The sequence below is a fragment of the Pseudomonas bohemica genome, assembly GCF_002934685.1.
Lineage (GTDB): Bacteria > Pseudomonadota > Gammaproteobacteria > Pseudomonadales > Pseudomonadaceae > Aquipseudomonas > Aquipseudomonas bohemica.
Window position 1 is genome coordinate 15188 of sequence record NZ_NKHL01000113.1, and the last position, 17042, is coordinate 32229.

General features: G+C 61.8%; 14 protein-coding genes. 10 read left to right on the forward strand and 4 right to left on the reverse strand.

Features of this window, described 5'->3' with window-relative positions; genetic code table 11:
- Positions 1–6 precede the first annotated feature (6 nt).
- A complete protein-coding gene (locus tag CE491_RS17990) occupies positions 7–693 on the reverse strand; it encodes a GntR family transcriptional regulator (protein WP_110949685.1) in 687 nt (228 codons plus the stop codon).
- Positions 694–895: 202 nt separating this feature from the next.
- On the opposite strand from CE491_RS17990, the gene CE491_RS17995 reads away from it, so the two are divergent.
- The 5 genes from CE491_RS17995 (at position 896) to CE491_RS18015 (ending at position 6921) form a co-directional block, all read left to right on the forward strand.
- Positions 896–2332 (forward strand): aldehyde dehydrogenase, encoded by a 1437-nt coding sequence (locus CE491_RS17995; RefSeq protein WP_110949686.1) that lies wholly within the window; start codon positions 896–898, stop codon positions 2330–2332.
- Between the two features lie 130 nt (positions 2333–2462).
- Positions 2463–3791, forward strand: a complete 1329-nt coding sequence (locus tag CE491_RS18000) for an MFS transporter (protein WP_110949687.1) — start codon at positions 2463–2465, stop codon at positions 3789–3791.
- A 12-nt stretch (positions 3792–3803) separates the two neighbouring features.
- Positions 3804–4625, forward strand: coding sequence for an N-acyl homoserine lactonase family protein (locus tag CE491_RS18005; RefSeq protein ID WP_110949688.1), 822 nt, complete (start codon positions 3804–3806; stop codon positions 4623–4625).
- Between the two features lie 39 nt (positions 4626–4664).
- The gene (locus tag CE491_RS18010; RefSeq protein WP_110949689.1) at positions 4665–6035 is read left to right on the forward strand and encodes an MFS transporter; all 1371 of its coding nucleotides are present in this window, start codon (positions 4665–4667) and stop codon (positions 6033–6035) included.
- Positions 6019–6921, forward strand: a complete 903-nt coding sequence (locus CE491_RS18015; RefSeq protein ID WP_110949690.1) for an NAD(P)-dependent oxidoreductase — start codon at positions 6019–6021, stop codon at positions 6919–6921. The genes CE491_RS18010 and CE491_RS18015 overlap by 17 nt, the downstream gene beginning before the upstream one ends.
- Positions 6922–6994: 73 nt before the next feature.
- Here the strand turns inward: CE491_RS18015 and CE491_RS18020 are convergent, their stop codons facing one another.
- Positions 6995–8734 carry a dipeptidase gene (locus CE491_RS18020; protein WP_110949691.1) on the reverse strand — a complete coding sequence of 580 codons (1740 nt, stop codon included), beginning with the start codon at positions 8732–8734 and terminating at the stop codon, positions 6995–6997.
- A 220-nt stretch (positions 8735–8954) separates the two neighbouring features.
- Positions 8955–9857 (reverse strand): LysR family transcriptional regulator, encoded by a 903-nt coding sequence (locus CE491_RS18025; protein ID WP_110949692.1) that lies wholly within the window; start codon positions 9855–9857, stop codon positions 8955–8957.
- 104 nt (positions 9858–9961) lie between these two features.
- Here CE491_RS18025 and CE491_RS18030 point away from each other — a divergent pair, with 104 nt between their 5' ends.
- The 5 genes from CE491_RS18030 to CE491_RS18050 all read left to right on the forward strand — a co-directional run bounded on the left by CE491_RS18030 (position 9962) and on the right by CE491_RS18050 (position 15246).
- A complete protein-coding gene (locus tag CE491_RS18030) occupies positions 9962–10426 on the forward strand; it encodes a MaoC family dehydratase (RefSeq protein ID WP_110949693.1) in 465 nt (154 codons plus the stop codon).
- 11 nt (positions 10427–10437) lie between these two features.
- A complete protein-coding gene (locus CE491_RS18035) occupies positions 10438–11592 on the forward strand; it encodes an acyl-CoA dehydrogenase family protein (RefSeq protein WP_110949694.1) in 1155 nt (384 codons plus the stop codon).
- A 9-nt stretch (positions 11593–11601) separates the two neighbouring features.
- Entirely contained in the window at positions 11602–12603 is a 1002-nt protein-coding gene (locus CE491_RS18040; protein ID WP_110949695.1) for an acyl-CoA dehydrogenase, read from the forward strand.
- 61 nt (positions 12604–12664) lie between these two features.
- Entirely contained in the window at positions 12665–13981 is a 1317-nt protein-coding gene (locus CE491_RS18045) for an MFS transporter (RefSeq protein ID WP_110949696.1), read from the forward strand.
- A gap of 20 nt (positions 13982–14001) precedes the next feature.
- Positions 14002–15246: a CaiB/BaiF CoA transferase family protein gene (locus CE491_RS18050; RefSeq protein ID WP_110949697.1), complete on the forward strand. Its 1245-nt coding sequence runs from the start codon at positions 14002–14004 to the stop codon at positions 15244–15246.
- A gap of 92 nt (positions 15247–15338) precedes the next feature.
- On the opposite strand, the gene proP is transcribed toward CE491_RS18050, so the two are convergent.
- Positions 15339–16844, reverse strand: a complete 1506-nt coding sequence (gene proP / locus CE491_RS18055) for a glycine betaine/L-proline transporter ProP (RefSeq protein WP_110949698.1) — start codon at positions 16842–16844, stop codon at positions 15339–15341.
- Between the last annotated feature and the right edge of the window lie 198 nt (positions 16845–17042).

Here is a 17042-nt window from a genome sequence, read left to right on the forward strand (position 1 = left end):
TAAGGCTCATTTGCTCAGGAATTTCGCGGCGTAAATCGCCCGCGCTCGGTCCATGTGCCCGTAAGACAGATGATCCAGGCGTTCGCGGTCGCAGCTGCGCAGGGCATCGACCATTTCTGCATGCTCCTGACAGGCTTGCTCCAGCGCCTCGGTGTCGGCGACGCCATAGGCCCGCGCCGGAAAGCTCAGCCAGTCATGCAAGCGAATGGATTCAGCCAGGTAAGGGTTGTCGCACAACCCGTACAGCTCGCGATGAAAATGCATGTTGGCGCGGTTGATCTGGATGATGTCCCCGCTTTGTGCCGCAGCGGCATGGGCCTGCATGGCAGCAGTCACCTTTTCCAGGCGCTGCGGGGCAACGGGCAAGGTCATCATGGAAACGGCCGCCCGGTGCAGCACGCTGCGCATGCGATACAGGTCATTAAGGCTTTGGGCGTCGAAGCGACGAATCTGCGCGCCGAGATGCGGCGGCTTGACGACCACCCCCAAGCGCTCGAGTTCGACCAGCGCGGCGCGTACCACATGGCGCTTGGCATCGTAATCGTCCATCAGATGATCTTCGATCAGGCGCGTACGGGGCAGAATCCGCCCTTTGATGATGTCCGTTTCGATGGCTTCGATCACCGCGGCCACAGGTTCGGCGATGGTGTGGTGGCTCTGTTCCGGGCTCGTGTATCCGTCACGCTTGCTCATCGGTTTTCTCGTGATTCTCGAATGCGCTCATGGCAGGCGAAGTTAGGCGCCTGATCCCTGCTGTTTTACTGCCGTTCGCGGGTGGATATCGACAGGCCATTATTAATAACCTTATCGCCAATAATGGCGACAACGTGCTGGTTGTCTGTCTGCCAAATCTGCACTCAGACTGGTTCCCATCAACAAGAAAACGGAGTCCGTCATGAATGCATTCACCCCCGAAGAATTCCTCATCAGCACCGATCCTGCCACCGGCTTGCAAGTGGGCCGGGTGCCTGTGACATCGGTGGATGAACTGGACGGCATTGTCGCCCGTGGCTGGAAGGCATTCAACGAGTCCGGCTGGAAATCCTTGCTGCCACACCGCCGGGCTGCGGTCTTACGAGCCATTGCCGATGGCCTTGCCGCGGAAAAAGAGTCGCTGGCTCAACTGCAGATGCGTGATAACGGCAAGCCGATCGGCGAATGCCGCGGCATGGTCGACTCAGCCGTCGGCACCTTTCTGTACTACGCCTCGGTGTGCGAGACCCTCGAAACCGACGTCACGCCGGCGCGGGGCGATTATGTGTCGTTCACGGTGCTGGAGCCCTACGGCGTGGTCGCGGCGATCACGCCGTGGAACTCGCCGATCATGAATGACGCCACCAAGGTCGCACCGGCACTGGCTGCCGGTAACGCGGTATTGCTCAAACCCTCGGAAGACTCTCCGCTGCTGGCGCCGGAGCTGCTGCGCATCGCCCTGGCCGCCGGTTTGCCGGAAGGTCTGTTGCAGGTGGTTCAGGGCCGTGGCGCGACTGTCGGTGCTGCGCTGGTCGCGCACCCCGGTGTGAGGATGGTTTCCTTCACCGGCGGCACGCATTCCGGCCAGGCGATCGGCAAGGTGGCCGGCGAGCGTCTGATTCCGGTTGCGCTGGAGTTGGGCGGCAAATCGCCCCACGTCGTGTTTGCCGATGCCAACATCGAGCACGCCGTGGCGGCTGTGGTGGCCGGTATCTTTGGTTCTGCCGGGCAGTCCTGCGTCGCTGGTTCGCGCCTGTTCATCGAACAAAGTATTTATCAGGATGTACTCGAACGTGTGGTTCAACGCGCCCGTGAACTGCGAGTCGCCGCGCCTGACGCGCCAGGCGTCGAGATGGGGCCGCTGGCGTCCTTCCATCATCGCGAACGGGTGATCCGTTTCGTCGATCGCGCCCGCAGCGAAGGCGGGCGTGTGCTGTGCGGCGGGGCCATCCCCGATGGCGCCGACTACAGCAAAGGCGCGTATTACCTGCCTACGGTAATCGACGGGCTGGGCCCGGAGGCGTTGTCGTGCCAGGAGGAAGCCTTTGGCCCGGTGCTGGTCGTGCTGCCGTTTCGCGATGAAGCCGACCTGATCGCCCAGGGCAACGGCACGGCGTTCGGACTGGCCTGCGGCATCTGGACCGAAAGCTTCAAGCGCGCCTGGCGAATCGGTCGCGCCCTGGAGGCCGGCTCGGTGTGGATCAACACCTACAAGCAATCGGTCACCAGCACGCCGTTCGGGGGCTTCAAGAGCAGCGGCATCGGTCGCGAGAAAGGTATCGATGGCCTGCGCCTCTACGCCCAGGTGAAAAGCCTGTATTTCGGCCTGCATGAAAACCCGCTGGCCGTGGCCAAGTGATAGGGGCCGCTGTCAGCGATCCGTCCTGTCTCGCGGCAGGGCGGGTCAACGGTTGGTGGCGGGTGGTTTCTCCCGCCGCCTGAATGTTCGCCAGACCTGAAAATAACAATATCCACCTCAAGGTGATGTCATGTCCGAAGCGACTCGTTTGCTCGAAGCCACAACCATGAAGCGCGTGATGTTCCGCGTCGTGCCGTTGTTGGTGATTTGCTACATCGTTTCCTACCTCGATCGGGTCAACGTAGGGTTCGCCGCGTTGACCATGAACCAGGAGCTGGGCTTTTCCTCGGCAGTGTACGGGCTGGGGGCCGGGGTCTTCTTCCTGACGTACTTCGTCTTCGAAGTGCCCTCCAATCTGATGCTTCACCGCTTTGGCGCCCGCCGCTGGATCGCCCGTATCATGCTCACCTGGGGGATTTTGTCGGGTGCGATGGGATTGATCCCGCAGATCGCCCACGCAACGGGATTGAGCCACGAAACGGTGTTCTACACCTTGCGCCTGTTGCTCGGTGCGGCCGAGGCGGGGTTCTTCCCGGGTGTGATCTTCTTCCTGACGTTGTGGTTTCCCAGCGCCTATCGGGCCAGGGTCGTGGGGTACTTCATGACCGCGTTGCCGTTCTCCAGCGTGATCGGTGCGCCGCTCTCGGGATGGCTGCTGGGGCTGGGAAGCCACGACGGCCTGTCGGGCTGGCAGTTGATGTTTGTGCTGGAGGCGATTCCGGCGTTGATTCTGACCGTGGTGGTGCTCAAGTGCCTGACCGATCATCCGCATCAGGCCAGTTGGCTTGCCCCCGAACAGCGTACCTGGCTCAGCCAGCGCCTGGCCGACGAGGAGCGCGCAGGGCCGCAGGACAGCAAGCCGGGTGTATGGAAAACCCTGTCCCATCCGATGGTCCTGCTGCTGGGCCTGGTGTACTTCAGCGTGGTGTACATGAACTACACCATGGGCTTCTTCCTGCCGACGATCATTCGCGATTTTGGGCTGAGCACCTTGCAGACCGGTCTGGTGGCTGCCATTCCGCCCATCGTCGGCACCTTGAGCATGGTCTACTGGGGACGTCGTTCAGACCGATATGCAGAGCGCAAGTGGCACCTGGTCTTCGCCCTGTTTGTCGGCGCCAGTTGCTTTGCCGCGGCCGCCCTGGTGAGTTCGCCGGTGCTCATGATGCTGTGCTTCGCCATCGCCGCGTTCGGTATCTATGGCTGCCAGCCTGTGTTCTGGACCCTGCCGGGCACCTTTCTGTCCGGCGGCGCGGCGGCTGCCGGGATCGCCACCATTAACGCACTGGCGAACCTCTCGGGGTTCATGGGGCCCTCGGTCATGGGCTGGATCAAGACCACAACCGGCAACTACAGTGCCGGCCTGCTGCTGGCGGCGGCAATGGCCGGACTTGCCACCCTGGTGGTGGCCGGTTTCGCGCGCGAGCGTTTTCCCGTCCGCACTGCCGTCACCGGGTAATAGGAGAGCCTCATGAACTGGGAAATCTATGCGTTGCGCTACGGCATGCAGAACCGCCAGGCCGCAGACAATTTCATGCATGCTCCGGATCCCCACGACGCCGACATGCCACTGGATTATTTCGTCTGGCTGTTGCGTGCCGGGGGGCGCGAGATCCTGGTCGATACCGGGTTCAGCATCGAGGTCGCGCAACAACGGGCGGCCAAGGCCCCCAATGACCGGCGCACCCGGACCATTCTGCGCCCGGTGGATGAGGCCTTGCAGGCGATGGATTGCGCTCCTGCGTCCATCCGTGACGTGGTCATCACTCACCTGCATTACGATCACGCCGGCAACCTGAATCTGTTCCCCAACGCACGCTTTCACTTGCAGGACCGCGAGATGAGTTTCGCCACCGGACGCCACATGTGCATGAGCTGCATGCGTGGCGCGTTCGATGTAGAAGACGTGGTGAGCATGGTGCGCGCGGTGTATGCCGAGCGCGTGGAGTTTCACGATGGGGATGCGACGCTCGCGCCGGGGGTGAGCCTGCATCATGTCGGTGGCCACACTGACGGCTTGCAGATGGTGCGAGTGCAGACCGCGCGCGGCCCGGTGGTGCTGGCCAGCGACGCTGCTCATTACTACGACAACCTCAGACGCAACGACCCGTTTCCGATCTTCTTCAATCTGGGTGACATGACCCAGGGCTGGCGCCTGGCACGCAAGCTGGCGGGAGACGATGACACTCGGGTAATTCCGGGCCACGATCCGCAGGTGCGCCTGTCGTTTCCCGCGCTGCCGGGCTCCGATGGCGAAACCGTGCAGTTGCATCTGCCACCCCATGGCCGTTGAAGGCCCGGGCCGCAACTTACAATAAGAAGGATAAGAAACATGACCACTCTTTCAGCGACGCTGACCGCCGAGGACAGCTCGGCGGTGAAGTCAGCGGTTCGCAAGTTCTACCGGCGCATGGTGCCGCTGACGGTACTGATGCTGCTGATCAATCAGATCGACCGGACCAACCTGGGCTTCGTCCAGGATGTATTGAAGGCCGATCTGGGCATTGGCGCCGCGGCCTTCGGCCTGGGTGCCGGGCTGTTCTTCGTCGGCTATGCGCTGTTCGAAGTACCGAGCAACCTCTACCTCAAACGGCTGGGCGCGCGGGTCTGGCTGACTCGGATCATGATCTCCTGGGGGCTGGTCACCGGCCTGATGGCATTCACCCAGGGCGAGACGAGTTTCTACGTGCTGCGGTTTCTATTGGGGGCGATGGAGGCGGGGTTCTTTCCCGGGGTGATCTACTACTTCAGCGTCTGGTTACCGGATGCCCATCGCGGGCGGGCCGTGGCGATTTTTCTCAGTGCATCCGCGCTGGCTTACATCGTCACGGGGCCGGTCAGCGGCGCGTTGCTGGAAATGCATGGCTGGCTCGGGTTGGCGGGTTGGCGCTGGATGTTCCTGATCGAAGGCGGGGTATCGATCCTGGCGGGGCTGGCGAGCATTCTCTGGCTGGTGTCCAGCATCAGGGATGCCAAATGGCTGAGCGCCGAAGAGAAGAGTGCTTTACAGAGGGCTGTCGATGCCGACGAAGCCAGTCGCGTCACCAGCCAGCAGCGTCATTCGCAATTGAAGCTGCTGATGCAGCCCACGGTGCTCAAGCTCTGCGCGATTTATTTCACCTCCACCATGACCGGCTACACGGTGACCTTCTGGCTGCCGGGGATCCTGCGCCAGATCGACGGCATCAACAATTTTCAGGTCGGACTGCTCTCGGCGATCCCCTGGATCTTTGCGGTGTTCGCCATGTATGCCCTGGCCAAACTGACCGATAACAAGGGTCACCGCAAACTGCTGGTCGCCGGGGCTCTGTTGCTGATGGCGATCGGCATGCTGCTGGCCACCTTCGGCAGCCCGTGGTTCGCCTTGTTCGCGCTGACCATTGCGGCAGTCGGATACAAGTCCTGCAACTCGGTGTTCTGGTCCATGACCGCCGTGTCGCTGGAACCCAAGGCGTTGGCGGCTGGCATCGCCCTGATCAACTCCCTGGGCAACCTGGGGGGATTCGCCGCGCCCGCCGCTTTTGGCGCCATCAAGGAGCAGACCGGTTCCATTCAAGGTGGGCTGCTGGGCCTGACCGCTTGCTCGTTGATCGGCCTGGTGCCTGGTGCTTTCTTTGAAGACGCGCAAAGGCGTCTGACCCTGTCTGACGGCGTGCTGCCGACTTATTCATTCGTTGGAGATCGAGATGCAAAACACAGGTGAAGTTGCAGTGTATGGCCTGGGCAACATGGGCTTTCTGATTGCCGAGCGCATCGCCCGGCATTTCCCGGTCAAGGTCGCTGACCTGGATCAGGCCCTGATCGCCCGCGCCGCCGAGCAGTTTGCAGGCGTCGCCATCAATGCCCCGCAAGAGCTCGGTAACACCCGGGTGGTGGTGCTTTCGCTGCCCAGCCCCAGCATTTCCCAGGCCGTGGTCAAACAGATTGCGCCCCACCTTGGCGCTGGAACCGTGGTGGTCGAAACCAGCACCGTCAACCCCGAAGACATGCATGCCTTGCAACGCCTGCTCAAACCCTACGCCATTGAAGTGATCGATGCGTCGGTGCTGGCCGGTGTCGGGCAGATGGCGGCGGGCAGTGCGTCATTGGCGGTAGGCGGTTCGCTGCAGGCTGTCGAGGCTGCCAAACCGGTACTGGATGCGATTGCCACCCGGCAGATCTACTTCGGCGAAACCGGGGCGGGCGCGGCGGCCAAGGTCATCAACAATGCCGTGGCCCATGCGGTGATGGTGGTGGTGGCGGAAGCGGGATCGATGGCGACTGCTGCGGGTGTCGACACCGGGAAATTGATCGCCATGCTGTCCGACGCGCAAATGGGCATCCAGCGTCCGCTGACCCATCGTTATGCCGAGCGCATCGTCGACAGTAACTATGCGGGGGGTATGCCGCTGGATGCAGCGCGAAAGGATTCGGTGCTGGCGCTGCAACTGGCGCAAAACCTTGGCGTTCCGCTGTTCGCCATTCAAGGCGCGCATTCGGTTTACGAGATCGCCGCGAACGCCGGCTATGGCCGCGATGATTACGCAGCCATCGCCAAGCTGTGGGCAGATTGGGGCCGCCCAGCCGTACCAGCCATTTCGGCAGGCTGAGGCGGTTGCGCGAAGGTGCAAGAAGGGCGTGGGTGGGGCAGCAGAATACCTGCCGCTGACCCACCGCCTTGCATCAGAGCTTTGGCAACTGCCCGATGCGTCCCATCATTTCGGTCACGATCTGCAAGTCCAGCAAAAATTGCCCGGTGGTCTTGAACTCGCTGTCGGTGTGGCCAGTGTATTTGACGTCAGGGCGCGCGAGACCGAACTGCACGCCATTGGGCAGTTCATGAACCGACGTGGCGCCAGCGGAGGTGCCGAACTTGTGTTCCATGTTCAGGTTTTCGCTGGCAACGGCGAGCAGCGCCTTGACCCATTCACCTTCGGGATTGCGGTACATCGGCTCGGCGATCGAGTAGTCGAAGGCCGGGGTGATGTGGGTTTTCCGAGTCCACGCATCGAGCTTGCCCGCAATCTCGGACTTGAGGGTGTCCGGGGACTTGCCTTTGGGCACTCGCAGGTTCACCGCAAGCTTCAAGGCTTTGTCATCCATCGCCACGTAGGTCAGCGATGCAGTGAGCGGCCCCATGAACGAATCGGAGAACCCGACCCCCAGTTTGCCACCCAGATAATCCAGACCCCAGTTGTCAGCGGCGTAGCGCGCGGCATCGGTGATCTGGTTGTGCTTGAGCGCAACCTTACCGTCGAGGCTGTTGATGAAGTCCAGCATCCTCGCCACCGGGTTGACCCCCGACTGCGGTTCGGATGAGTGCGCCGACACCCCGGTGATCGTCAGCGTCACGCCCGTGCCTTCAACCTTGGCGCTGACTTCGAAATCGCCGCCGTTACGCTGAACGTATTCGGCGCCGGCTTTTTGCAGGCTGGCTGCAAGCTCGGCGGGTTGGTCGGTCAACAATGTGACCACCGATCGCGACGGGATCTGGTTGGTCGCCATGCCGCCGGTCATCGAAGCGACTTCAGCGCCTTCGCCCTCGGCATTACGACGTGCAAAGGTCGCCATGACCGTGCCGTAGCCCTTCTCGGCAATCACCACCGGGTAGCTGCCGTCCAGTGCCAGGTTGTAGTCAGGCACCGGGTTGCGTTCGAAGTAATAGGGGATCGCGTCGCCGGCGGTTTCCTCAGTGGTATCGATCAGCAGCTTGAAATTGCGCGCCAATGGCAACTTCTCTTCCTTGATCACCTTCATGGCGTACAGCGCCACCACGATGCCGTTCTTGTCATCCTCGGTGCCACGGCCGTACATCCGGTCGCCGATCAGCGTAACCTTGAACGGGTCCAGGCGAGTGCCATCCTTGAGCACCCAGTTTTCCGGCGTCACCGGCACCACGTCGGCGTGGGCGTGAATGCCGACCACTTCCTTGCCCGCGCCTTCGAGGGAAATCTCATAGACGCGGTTGTCGATGTTGCGAAAGTGCAGATTGAACGACTCAGCCAGGCCCTTGATCTTCTCGGCAATCTGGATGAATTCAGGGTTCTCGTACTGAGGGACGCCGTCCTTGCGAACCGTGGGAATCGCCACCAGTTCACGCAAGGTTTCGGTCGCCGCGCCGCCGTATTTCACTCGTGCATACAGACCCAGCAGGCGGTGGATTTCGTTTTGTTGTTCGGCAGAAAGCTTCTTGTTACCGAGGAAGGCGTTGATGGCCGGCGCCAGTTTTTCGGTCTTCGCCACATCGCTCTTGGCTACACGGCCCAGGAACTGCCTGAAGTCAGTGATCGATGCGTCATTGAAAGTCTTGAGGATCGCGTCGCTCTGTTGCGCGGTGATATTGGCGCAAGCCGAGGTGGCGAACGACGAAAGGCTGGCCAGCACCAGCGTGGCCGCAGCCAGGCGCTTGAGGGGGAAATTCATTGCTTGGGGCATTCCTTTGCAGGCGGTTTATGAACGCGTTTTATGCGGAATATCTGATCGCTCGATCAGAAAGGTTAGCAAGCTAACATCCGCGGAGAATGCCAGGGAACCCCTGTATGAAGATGTGTCGCGCTCAAAGGCGAAAGCGGCGCAGATTTGAAAAACACCGCCTGGTTACCGCCAGGTCGAGACGGCGAAGCGCATGAAATAGCCATCAATCCTACAGGGTTTTCTTGCCTATGACGTCCATGCAGGTCGATCTGAATGCCCGGGCAATGTGGGTCTCGGTCTGGGCATTGAAGATCAGCGAAAGGCCGATGTCCGGCCCCAGATTCACATCCGTGAGGGTGAGAAAGTGCACGCCGTCCACGCTGCGACGCCCGTGGAGCGAAGGCACCAGCGCCACTCCCAGACCTGCGGCCACCAGACTGATGGTGGCCTGAATCTGCGTGGTTTCCTGCACCACCCTGGGCAGGAAACCGGCCGCTTGACAGGCGCTACTGACTGCGTAATGCAGGCCGGTGGCTTCTTGCTGAGAATAAGAGACGAAGGGCGCATCAGCCAACTCGGCCAGGGCAATCCGTGCGCGAGAAGCCAGCCCATGACTGGCGGGCACCACCGCGATCAGCCGATCGGCTTCCAGCAGTTCGCTGGAGACCTGATAGCGGTCGATGATCGGCGAGCGCACCAGCCCGACGTCGAGTAACCCGCGTTCGACCTCTTCGATGATTCGATTGGAGGGGTAGTCCCGCAACACCAAGTCGATGCCCGGATAACGCCGGCGAAAATCCGGAAGGATGCGTGGGATCAATGACAGCGTCGCCGAACCCACACATCCCACACTCAAAAGGCCGCGTACCCCTTCGACCGTCTCCCGGGCGTGACGCTGGGCCTGCTCCAGATGAAACAGCGCCTTGCGCACGTCTTCCAGCGCGGCGGCGCCTGCTTCGGTCAGCCTGACCTGGCGTGTCGAGCGCTCGAACAGCGGGGTACCGAAGCTTTGCTCAAGCTTGCGGATCGCCACAGACAAAGGTGGCTGGGAAATGTGCAGCAGCTCCGCCGCCCGGCGGAAGTTAAGGGTTTCAGCCAGCACGACAAATTGGCGCAGTTGACGGACGTCCATATTGATACCGATCCACTATCAATGTGATGAAAAACAATATTAGAAAACGAATTGATGCCTCGCTAGTCTCGTCTCTCGATAAGAACAACATTGGGAAGTCACTCATGCACGACGAGATACCGCTGCTCGGCCAGGGCCTGTTCTGGCAGGACCTGGACCCGGGCCAACGCTTTCGCACCTTTCGCCGCACGATCACCGAAGCCGACTTGATCCACTTTATCGGCGTGACCGGGCAAACCGAGGTGATCTTTATCGATGCCGACTATCCCGGCGCCATCAAGGGCGGACGGCCCGTACCTTCGGCGCTGACCTACAGCCTGATCGAAGGGATCCTCATGCAAACTCTGCTGCAGAACGTCGGGCTGGCGTTGTTGGAACTGCAGCAGGTGATCAAGGCGCCGGTACTGGTGGGTGACTCGGTGCAGGCCGTGGTGCAGATCACTGATGTACGGCCTACCTCCAAATCCGGTCGTGCGGTGGTCACGCAGCAGGTCACGGTCAGCAATCAGAACGCTGTGGTGGTGATGGAATATTCGGTCAAACGCTTGCTCGCCGGTCGCCCGGCCTGAGGGATCTGCCCATGCTCCAGGCTCTGGATTTCATCCCTGAACCGCTCGCCCATGAACCCCTGCGTGAGCAAGTGCGCAATTTTCTGCTGGATCGTATGGCGGCGTATCCCACCGACGTTCGCGCCCGCAGCTGGCAGGGTTTCGACGCGGATTTCAGCCGCGCACTGGCTGCCAGGGGTTGGGTAGGCCTGACCCTGCCCAAAGCCTATGGCGGGGCCGAGCTGGACGCCTTCGCGCGGTTCGTGGTGGTCGAAGAATTGCTCTGTGCCGGCGCGCCGGTTGCCGCGCACTGGATTGCCGATCGTCAAAGCGGTCCGTTGATTCTGCGATACGGTAGCGACGCGCAAAAGGCCTTCTACCTGCCGCGGATTTGCCAGGGGCAGGCGTTCTTCTGCATCGGAATGAGTGAGCCGGGTGCCGGGTCGGATCTGGCCAGTGTGCGCAGCCGAGCTCAACGCGCTGGTGATGGAGAGGGCGATGGCTGGCGGCTCAACGGGCAGAAAATCTGGACCACTTACGCCCAGCACAGCGATTACATGATCGCGTTGGTGCGGACCTCCGGTAGCCCGGAAGATCGCCACCGCGGCTTGTCGCAACTGATCATCGACCTGACCCTGCCCGGTATCGACATCCGACCGATTCGCGACCTCACCGGCAGCTCGCATTTCGCGGAGGTCTTCTTCAACGACGTGCACCTGCCCGCCGATGCCCTGATCGGCGCCGAAGGGCAGGGCTGGGAGCAGGTAACGGCGGAACTGGCATTCGAGCGCAGCGGGCCGGAACGCCTGTATTCCAGCCTGGTGCTACTGGACGCGTGGCTGGCCTGGCTGCGTGAGCGCGGTAAGCGCGACGACGCGGTGCTGCTGGGGCGTCTGGTCGCCGAGCTGACGACCCTGCGCGGTCTGTCGCTGGCGGTCACCGGACGTCTCGCCGCTGGCCATAGCCCGGTGATCGAGGCGGCGCTGGTCAAGGACCTGGGAACCAGTTTCGAGCAGTCGGTGCCGCTGCTGATCGCCGATGCGATTGGCACAGACGGCGAGCCGCCGCCTGTGTTGCTCAGGCGCACGCTCGAGTATTTGTGCCAGGTCGCCCCGGCATTTTCCTTGCGCGGGGGTACTCGGGAAATTCTGCGCGGCGTGATCGCTCGCGGTCTGGATCTACGTTAGGAGTCTGGCATGAGTATTGACCGTTTTATCAGCGATGCCTTCAGCCAGTGGCTGGAGGCGACATTTGATAGTCAGCGTGTACGCGCCATCGAGCAGGATGGGGCAGACCCGGCCGACTGGCAGGCAGTGAGCGACAGCGGTTTTGCCGACCTGTTGCTCGCCGAGCAATACGGCGGCGCGGGGGCCAACCTGGAAACCGTCGGTGAAGTTCTGCAAACCTGCGGCGCCTGTGCCTTGCCTCTGCCGCTGGCCACCACGATGTGGGTGCGCGCCGCCCTGGCTGCCGAGGGGCATGAGCTGCTGCCAGCAAGCATTACCCTGACGCGTGGGCAACGGGTGGAGAAGGGAGTCAAGTGCCACGACGTAGCCTTTGCCGCCACGGCGGAGCAGGTGCTGGTGCTGCTGGATGACGGCGCCTGGCTGCTGCCCGTGGCTGATGCCCAGGGGGCTGATGCGCAAAGAGGCACCGGCCTCAGTGTCGACTTGTACTGGAAGACCTTTCCGGCCAGCGCCTTGAAGCTTAAGCAGCCCCATGACTGGGAGGCCATCGGCGCCGCCCTGTTTGCCGCGCTGATCGCAGGGGCTGCGAGTCGTGTGTTGAAACTGTCACTGAACTACGCCGCCGAACGCCAGCAGTTCGGTAAACCCATCGCTCGCTTTCAAGCTGTGCAACAACAGTTGTCGGTCCTGGCCGAGGAAGTCTATGCAGTACGGATGGCGGCCCAGTTGGCGCTACGTGGCAATGGGCTGGCGGTCGATCCGCGTCTGGCAGCCCTGGCCAAGGCCCGCGCCAGCCAGGCGGTGAGCAGCATAGGCGCCATCGGGCACATGGTGCATGGCGCCATCGGCATCACCGAAGAATACGACCTGCAGCTGTACACCCGCCGTTTGCATGACTGGCGGCTGCAATTGGGCAGTGAGCGCTATTGGCAGCAGCGCCTGGGGCAAGCCTTGCTCGACAGCGAGTTGCCAGTGCTCGATTTCATGCGAGGACTCACCGGGTCAGGCTGATCGATCCATGCCCATGCTTTCTGAAAGACGCCTGATAACAATCACAATTGAGGCTCATCACATGGCAAACGACGCATCCACGGTTGTGGGTACCCACAGCGATCCCGCAGCACCGCTGACCCTGGCAACGGCCTGGCGGCCGATCATCGCGGGCAGTATCGGCAACACGATCGAGTGGTTCGACTGGTCGATCTACACGGCCTTCGCGCTGTATTTCGGCCCGCAGTTCTTCCCCTCGGACAGCGAAACCGCTGCCTTGCTGGCGACCTTCGGCGTGTTCGCGGTGGGCTTTGGCATGCGCCCGGTAGGCGGGTTGCTGATCGGTCTGTTCAATGACCGGGTCGGGCGCCGCGCGGCGCTGACCCTGACCATTCTGATGATGGCCTTGCCTTCGCTGGTGATCGGCCTGCTGCCCACCTACGCCAGCATCGGCATCGCCGCGCCGATTCTGATGGTGCTGGCGCGCATGGTTCAGGGCGTATCGGTGGGGGGCGAGTACGGTGCGGCGGCGACGTTTCTCGCCGAGTCCGCGCCCCGATCACGGCGTGGCTTCTACTCCGGGTTCATGTTCTTCAGCATCGCTCTGGGCCTGCTGTTCGCCTCGGCGCTGGCATGGTTGCTGACCTCAATGTTGAGCAAGGAGCAGATGATCGACTACGGTTGGCGCATTCCGTTTCTGATCGGTTCGCTGGGCAGTTTCGTCGGGCTGTGGCTGCGTCGCTCGGTGGCCGAGCCCGAAGCCTTCAAGCAGCAGAAGCTCCACGCAGGGCCCGTGCGTCATCCGTTGCGCACCCTATGGCGTGAGCACCCTCAAGCGCTGCGTCGGATGGTGGGCATCAGTCTGCTGGGGGCCTTCGCGTTCTATCTGTTCGTGAGCTACATCCCGGTCCACGCCATCCGCACTTCCGGCGCAGCGCCGACGGTGGCTTATGCCGCCAGCACCCTGGCGTTGGCCATCTTCATGGTTTCGCAGCCGCTGTTCGGCATGTTCTCCGATCGATGGGGGCGGCGTCCTCAGCTGATCCTGTTCGCCCTCGGCTATCTGCTGTTGCTCTATCCCGTCATATCGATGATCAATGCCTCGTTCACCACCATCCTTGCGGTGGAATTGTTCGGGTTGCTGTTTTACGGCTTGTATTCGTCGATCGCGCCAGCGGTGAAGGCCGAGTTGTTCAGCACCGATGTCCGAGCACTGGGCATCGGCCTTCCCTACAACCTGGTAGTGGCGATTTTCGGGGGCACCACCCCTTACCTCATGACCTGGCTGCAAAGCCTGGGGCACGGCGACTGGTTTCTGTTCTACGTGTCGGGCGCCGCGCTGGTCAGCCTCGTGGCGTTCTGGCGCATGCCTGAAACCAATGGACAGAGCCTGCGATGAAGCCTGAAAGGAAAAATCTGATGAACGATTCTGCAGTTTTCGCACCGGGCGCCCTCGACGGCATTCGCGTGCTCGATTTGTCCCGCGTGCTGGCCGGGCCATGGTCCACCCAGATTCTTGGCGACCTGGGTGCCGAGGTGATCAAGGTCGAGAATCCGGCGCGGGCCGACGACACTCGCGGCTGGGGCCCACCTTTCCTGCAAAGCGGCGACCAGCCGTGGGATGCGGCCTATTACTTCTGCACCAACCGCAACAAGGAGGCGATCGCGGTGGACTTCGCGCAACCGGAAGGTGCCGAGATCATCCGCCGTCTGGCTGCCAGGGCCGATATCGTGATCGAGAATTTCAAAGTCGGCACCCTGGCCCGATATGGCCTCGATTACCCGAGCCTGAAGGCGATCAATCCGCGATTGATCTATTGCTCGATCACCGGGTTTGGCCAGAACGGGCCCTACGCCGCGCGCGGAGGTTATGACTTTCTGGTACAGGGCATGAGCGGCCTGATGAGCGTCATCGGTCGACGGGACGAGGAGCCCGGTGCCGGGCCTTTGAAGGTCGGCATCCCTGCCAGCGACCTGTTCTGCGGCCTGTACGCGACCATCTCGATCCTCGCCGCGCTGAACCATCGCACTCGCACCGGAGAAGGGCAGGCCATCGACTGCGCACTGCTCGACTGTCAGGTCTCGCTGCTCGCCAATCAGGGCATGAATTACTTGATCGGCGGCCAGATCCCCGGTCGGTTGGGCAACGCTCACCCTAACGTGGTGCCGTATCGAGACTTCGCTGCCGCAGACGATTACATCCTCGTGGCCTGCGGCGGCGACGGGCAGTTTCAAGCGTTGTGCCGACTGCTGGAGCGCCCGGACCTGGGCGAAGATCCCCGTTATCGCAACAACGCAGGACGCAGTCAGCATCGCAAGGAGCTGGAATTGCAATTGGCGCACAGCATCGCCAAATGGCCTGCGGCGCAGTTACTGGCGCAAATGGCCCAGAGCGGGGTGCCGGGCGGGCCGATCAACAATGTGGCGCAGGCGCTTGCCGATCCCCATGTGCAGGCTCGGGACATGCTGCACAAGATGCAGCGCGATGACGGTACAGAGGTCACGGTGATCGGCTTTCCAGCCAAGCTTTCCGCGACGCCGGCCAGCTATCGTCGCGCGCCGCCGGAGTTTGCCCGGGACACGGCCGACGTGCTCCAGCGCACCCTGGAAGTCGACGAGCAGACGCTGGCCCAGTTGGCGGGAAGAGGAGTGGTGGGGTTGTGAGCGCGAAGAGGGTCAGCCGGTAGGCTGGAAGCGACGGGGTCGAATCAGGGCGCCAAGCGCCGCGCCGGGCAGGGCGGCGTTGGCACCAGGCGTTACTCGTTAATCCGCGGATGCTGCTGCACCAGGTCCTTGCGCCTGGCCTCAAGCTCGGCAATCTCGGCGTCGATGTCTTCGATCTTCTGCTCAATATTGTCGTGATGTTCCTTCAACAACTCCTTGGCCTCTTGCATATCCGATGCTGCGGGGGCGGCGCCGCGCAGGGGTTTGTTGGCGGTCTCTTTCATGGTTATGCCAGTGACCAGGCCGATCACCGCCACCACCATCAGGTAGTAGGCCGGCATATAGAGGTTGTCGGTGGCTTCTACCAGCCAGGCCGCAAGGGTCGGGGTCAGGCCTGCGATCAGCACCGAGACGTTGAAGGCACTGGCCAGTGCGCTGTAGCGGATGTGGGTGGGGAACATCGCTGGAAGGGTCGAGGCCATGACGCCGATGAAGAAGTTCAGCACCACGGCGAGGATCAGCAAGCCGGTGAAGATCAGCCCGACCTTGCCGCTGATGATCAGCATGAACGCCGGAATGGCAAGGATGAACAGGGCGATGCTGCCGACGATGATGAAAGGCTTGCGGCCGATCTTGTCGCTGACGAAACCGATCAGCGGTTGTACGAAGAGCATGCCGACCATGATCGCGATGATGATCAGCACGCCGCGGTTTTCGCTGTAGTGCAGGTTGTGCGACAGGTAGCTCGGCATGTACGTCAGCAGCATGTAATACGTAACGTTGGTCGCCACCACGATGCCGATGCAAGTCAGCAGGCTGCGCCAGTGTTTGGTTGCCACTTCCTTGAACGAAACTTTCGGGCCGCTCGACAGGCCTTCCCGATCGCCTTGCTCGAGTTTTTCGACGTGCTGCTGGAACGCCGGCGTCTCTTCGAGAGCGTTACGCAAATACAGGCCAAGCATGCCCAGGGGCAGGGCGACGAAGAACGGCAAACGCCAGCCCCATTCCTGGAACTGGTCTTCGCCAATGACAGTGGAAATCATCACCACCAGGCCTGCGCCGAGCACGAAGCCTGCGATCGAGCCGAAGTCCAGCCAGCTACCGAGGAAGCCGCGCTTGCGGTCTGGTGCGTATTCGGCGACAAAAATCGAAGCGCCGGTGTATTCGCCGCCGACCGAAAAGCCTTGGGCCATTTTCGCCAGCAACAGCAGGATCGGCGCCCAGATACCGATCGACGCGTAGGAGGGGATCAAGCCGATGGCGGTGGTGCTCAGGGACATGATCACGATGGTCGCCGCCAGGACTTTCTGGCGGCCGTATTTATCGCCCAATGCCCCGAAAAACAGCCCGCCCAGCGGGCGAATCAGGAACGGTACCGAGAAGGTCGCCAGTGCGGCGACCATCTGCACGCTGGGGTCGGCACCGGGAAAGAACACCTTGCCGAGCACGTAGGCGACGAAGCCGTACACGCCGAAGTCGAACCACTCCATGGCATTACCCAATGCAGCGGCGGTGATGGCTTTGCGCATCTTCGCGTCGTCGACGATGGTGATGTCGTTCAGGCTAATCGGTTTGACTTTTTTCTTGCCTAATTTCATACAAGGTCACTCTGTTGCTGAATCGGTATTGCCTGGCGTGAATGCCATCTGTTTGATGGCACAGCACTTTCCGATCAGATACATGAGGACACGAAATAATTCAGCGCTGGGCGGGATTTTTCGTGGGGAAGGAATGATGGCGCTGATGGGGCGATAACTATTGTGGGAGTGAGCGTGCTCACGAAAGTCATGTTTCAG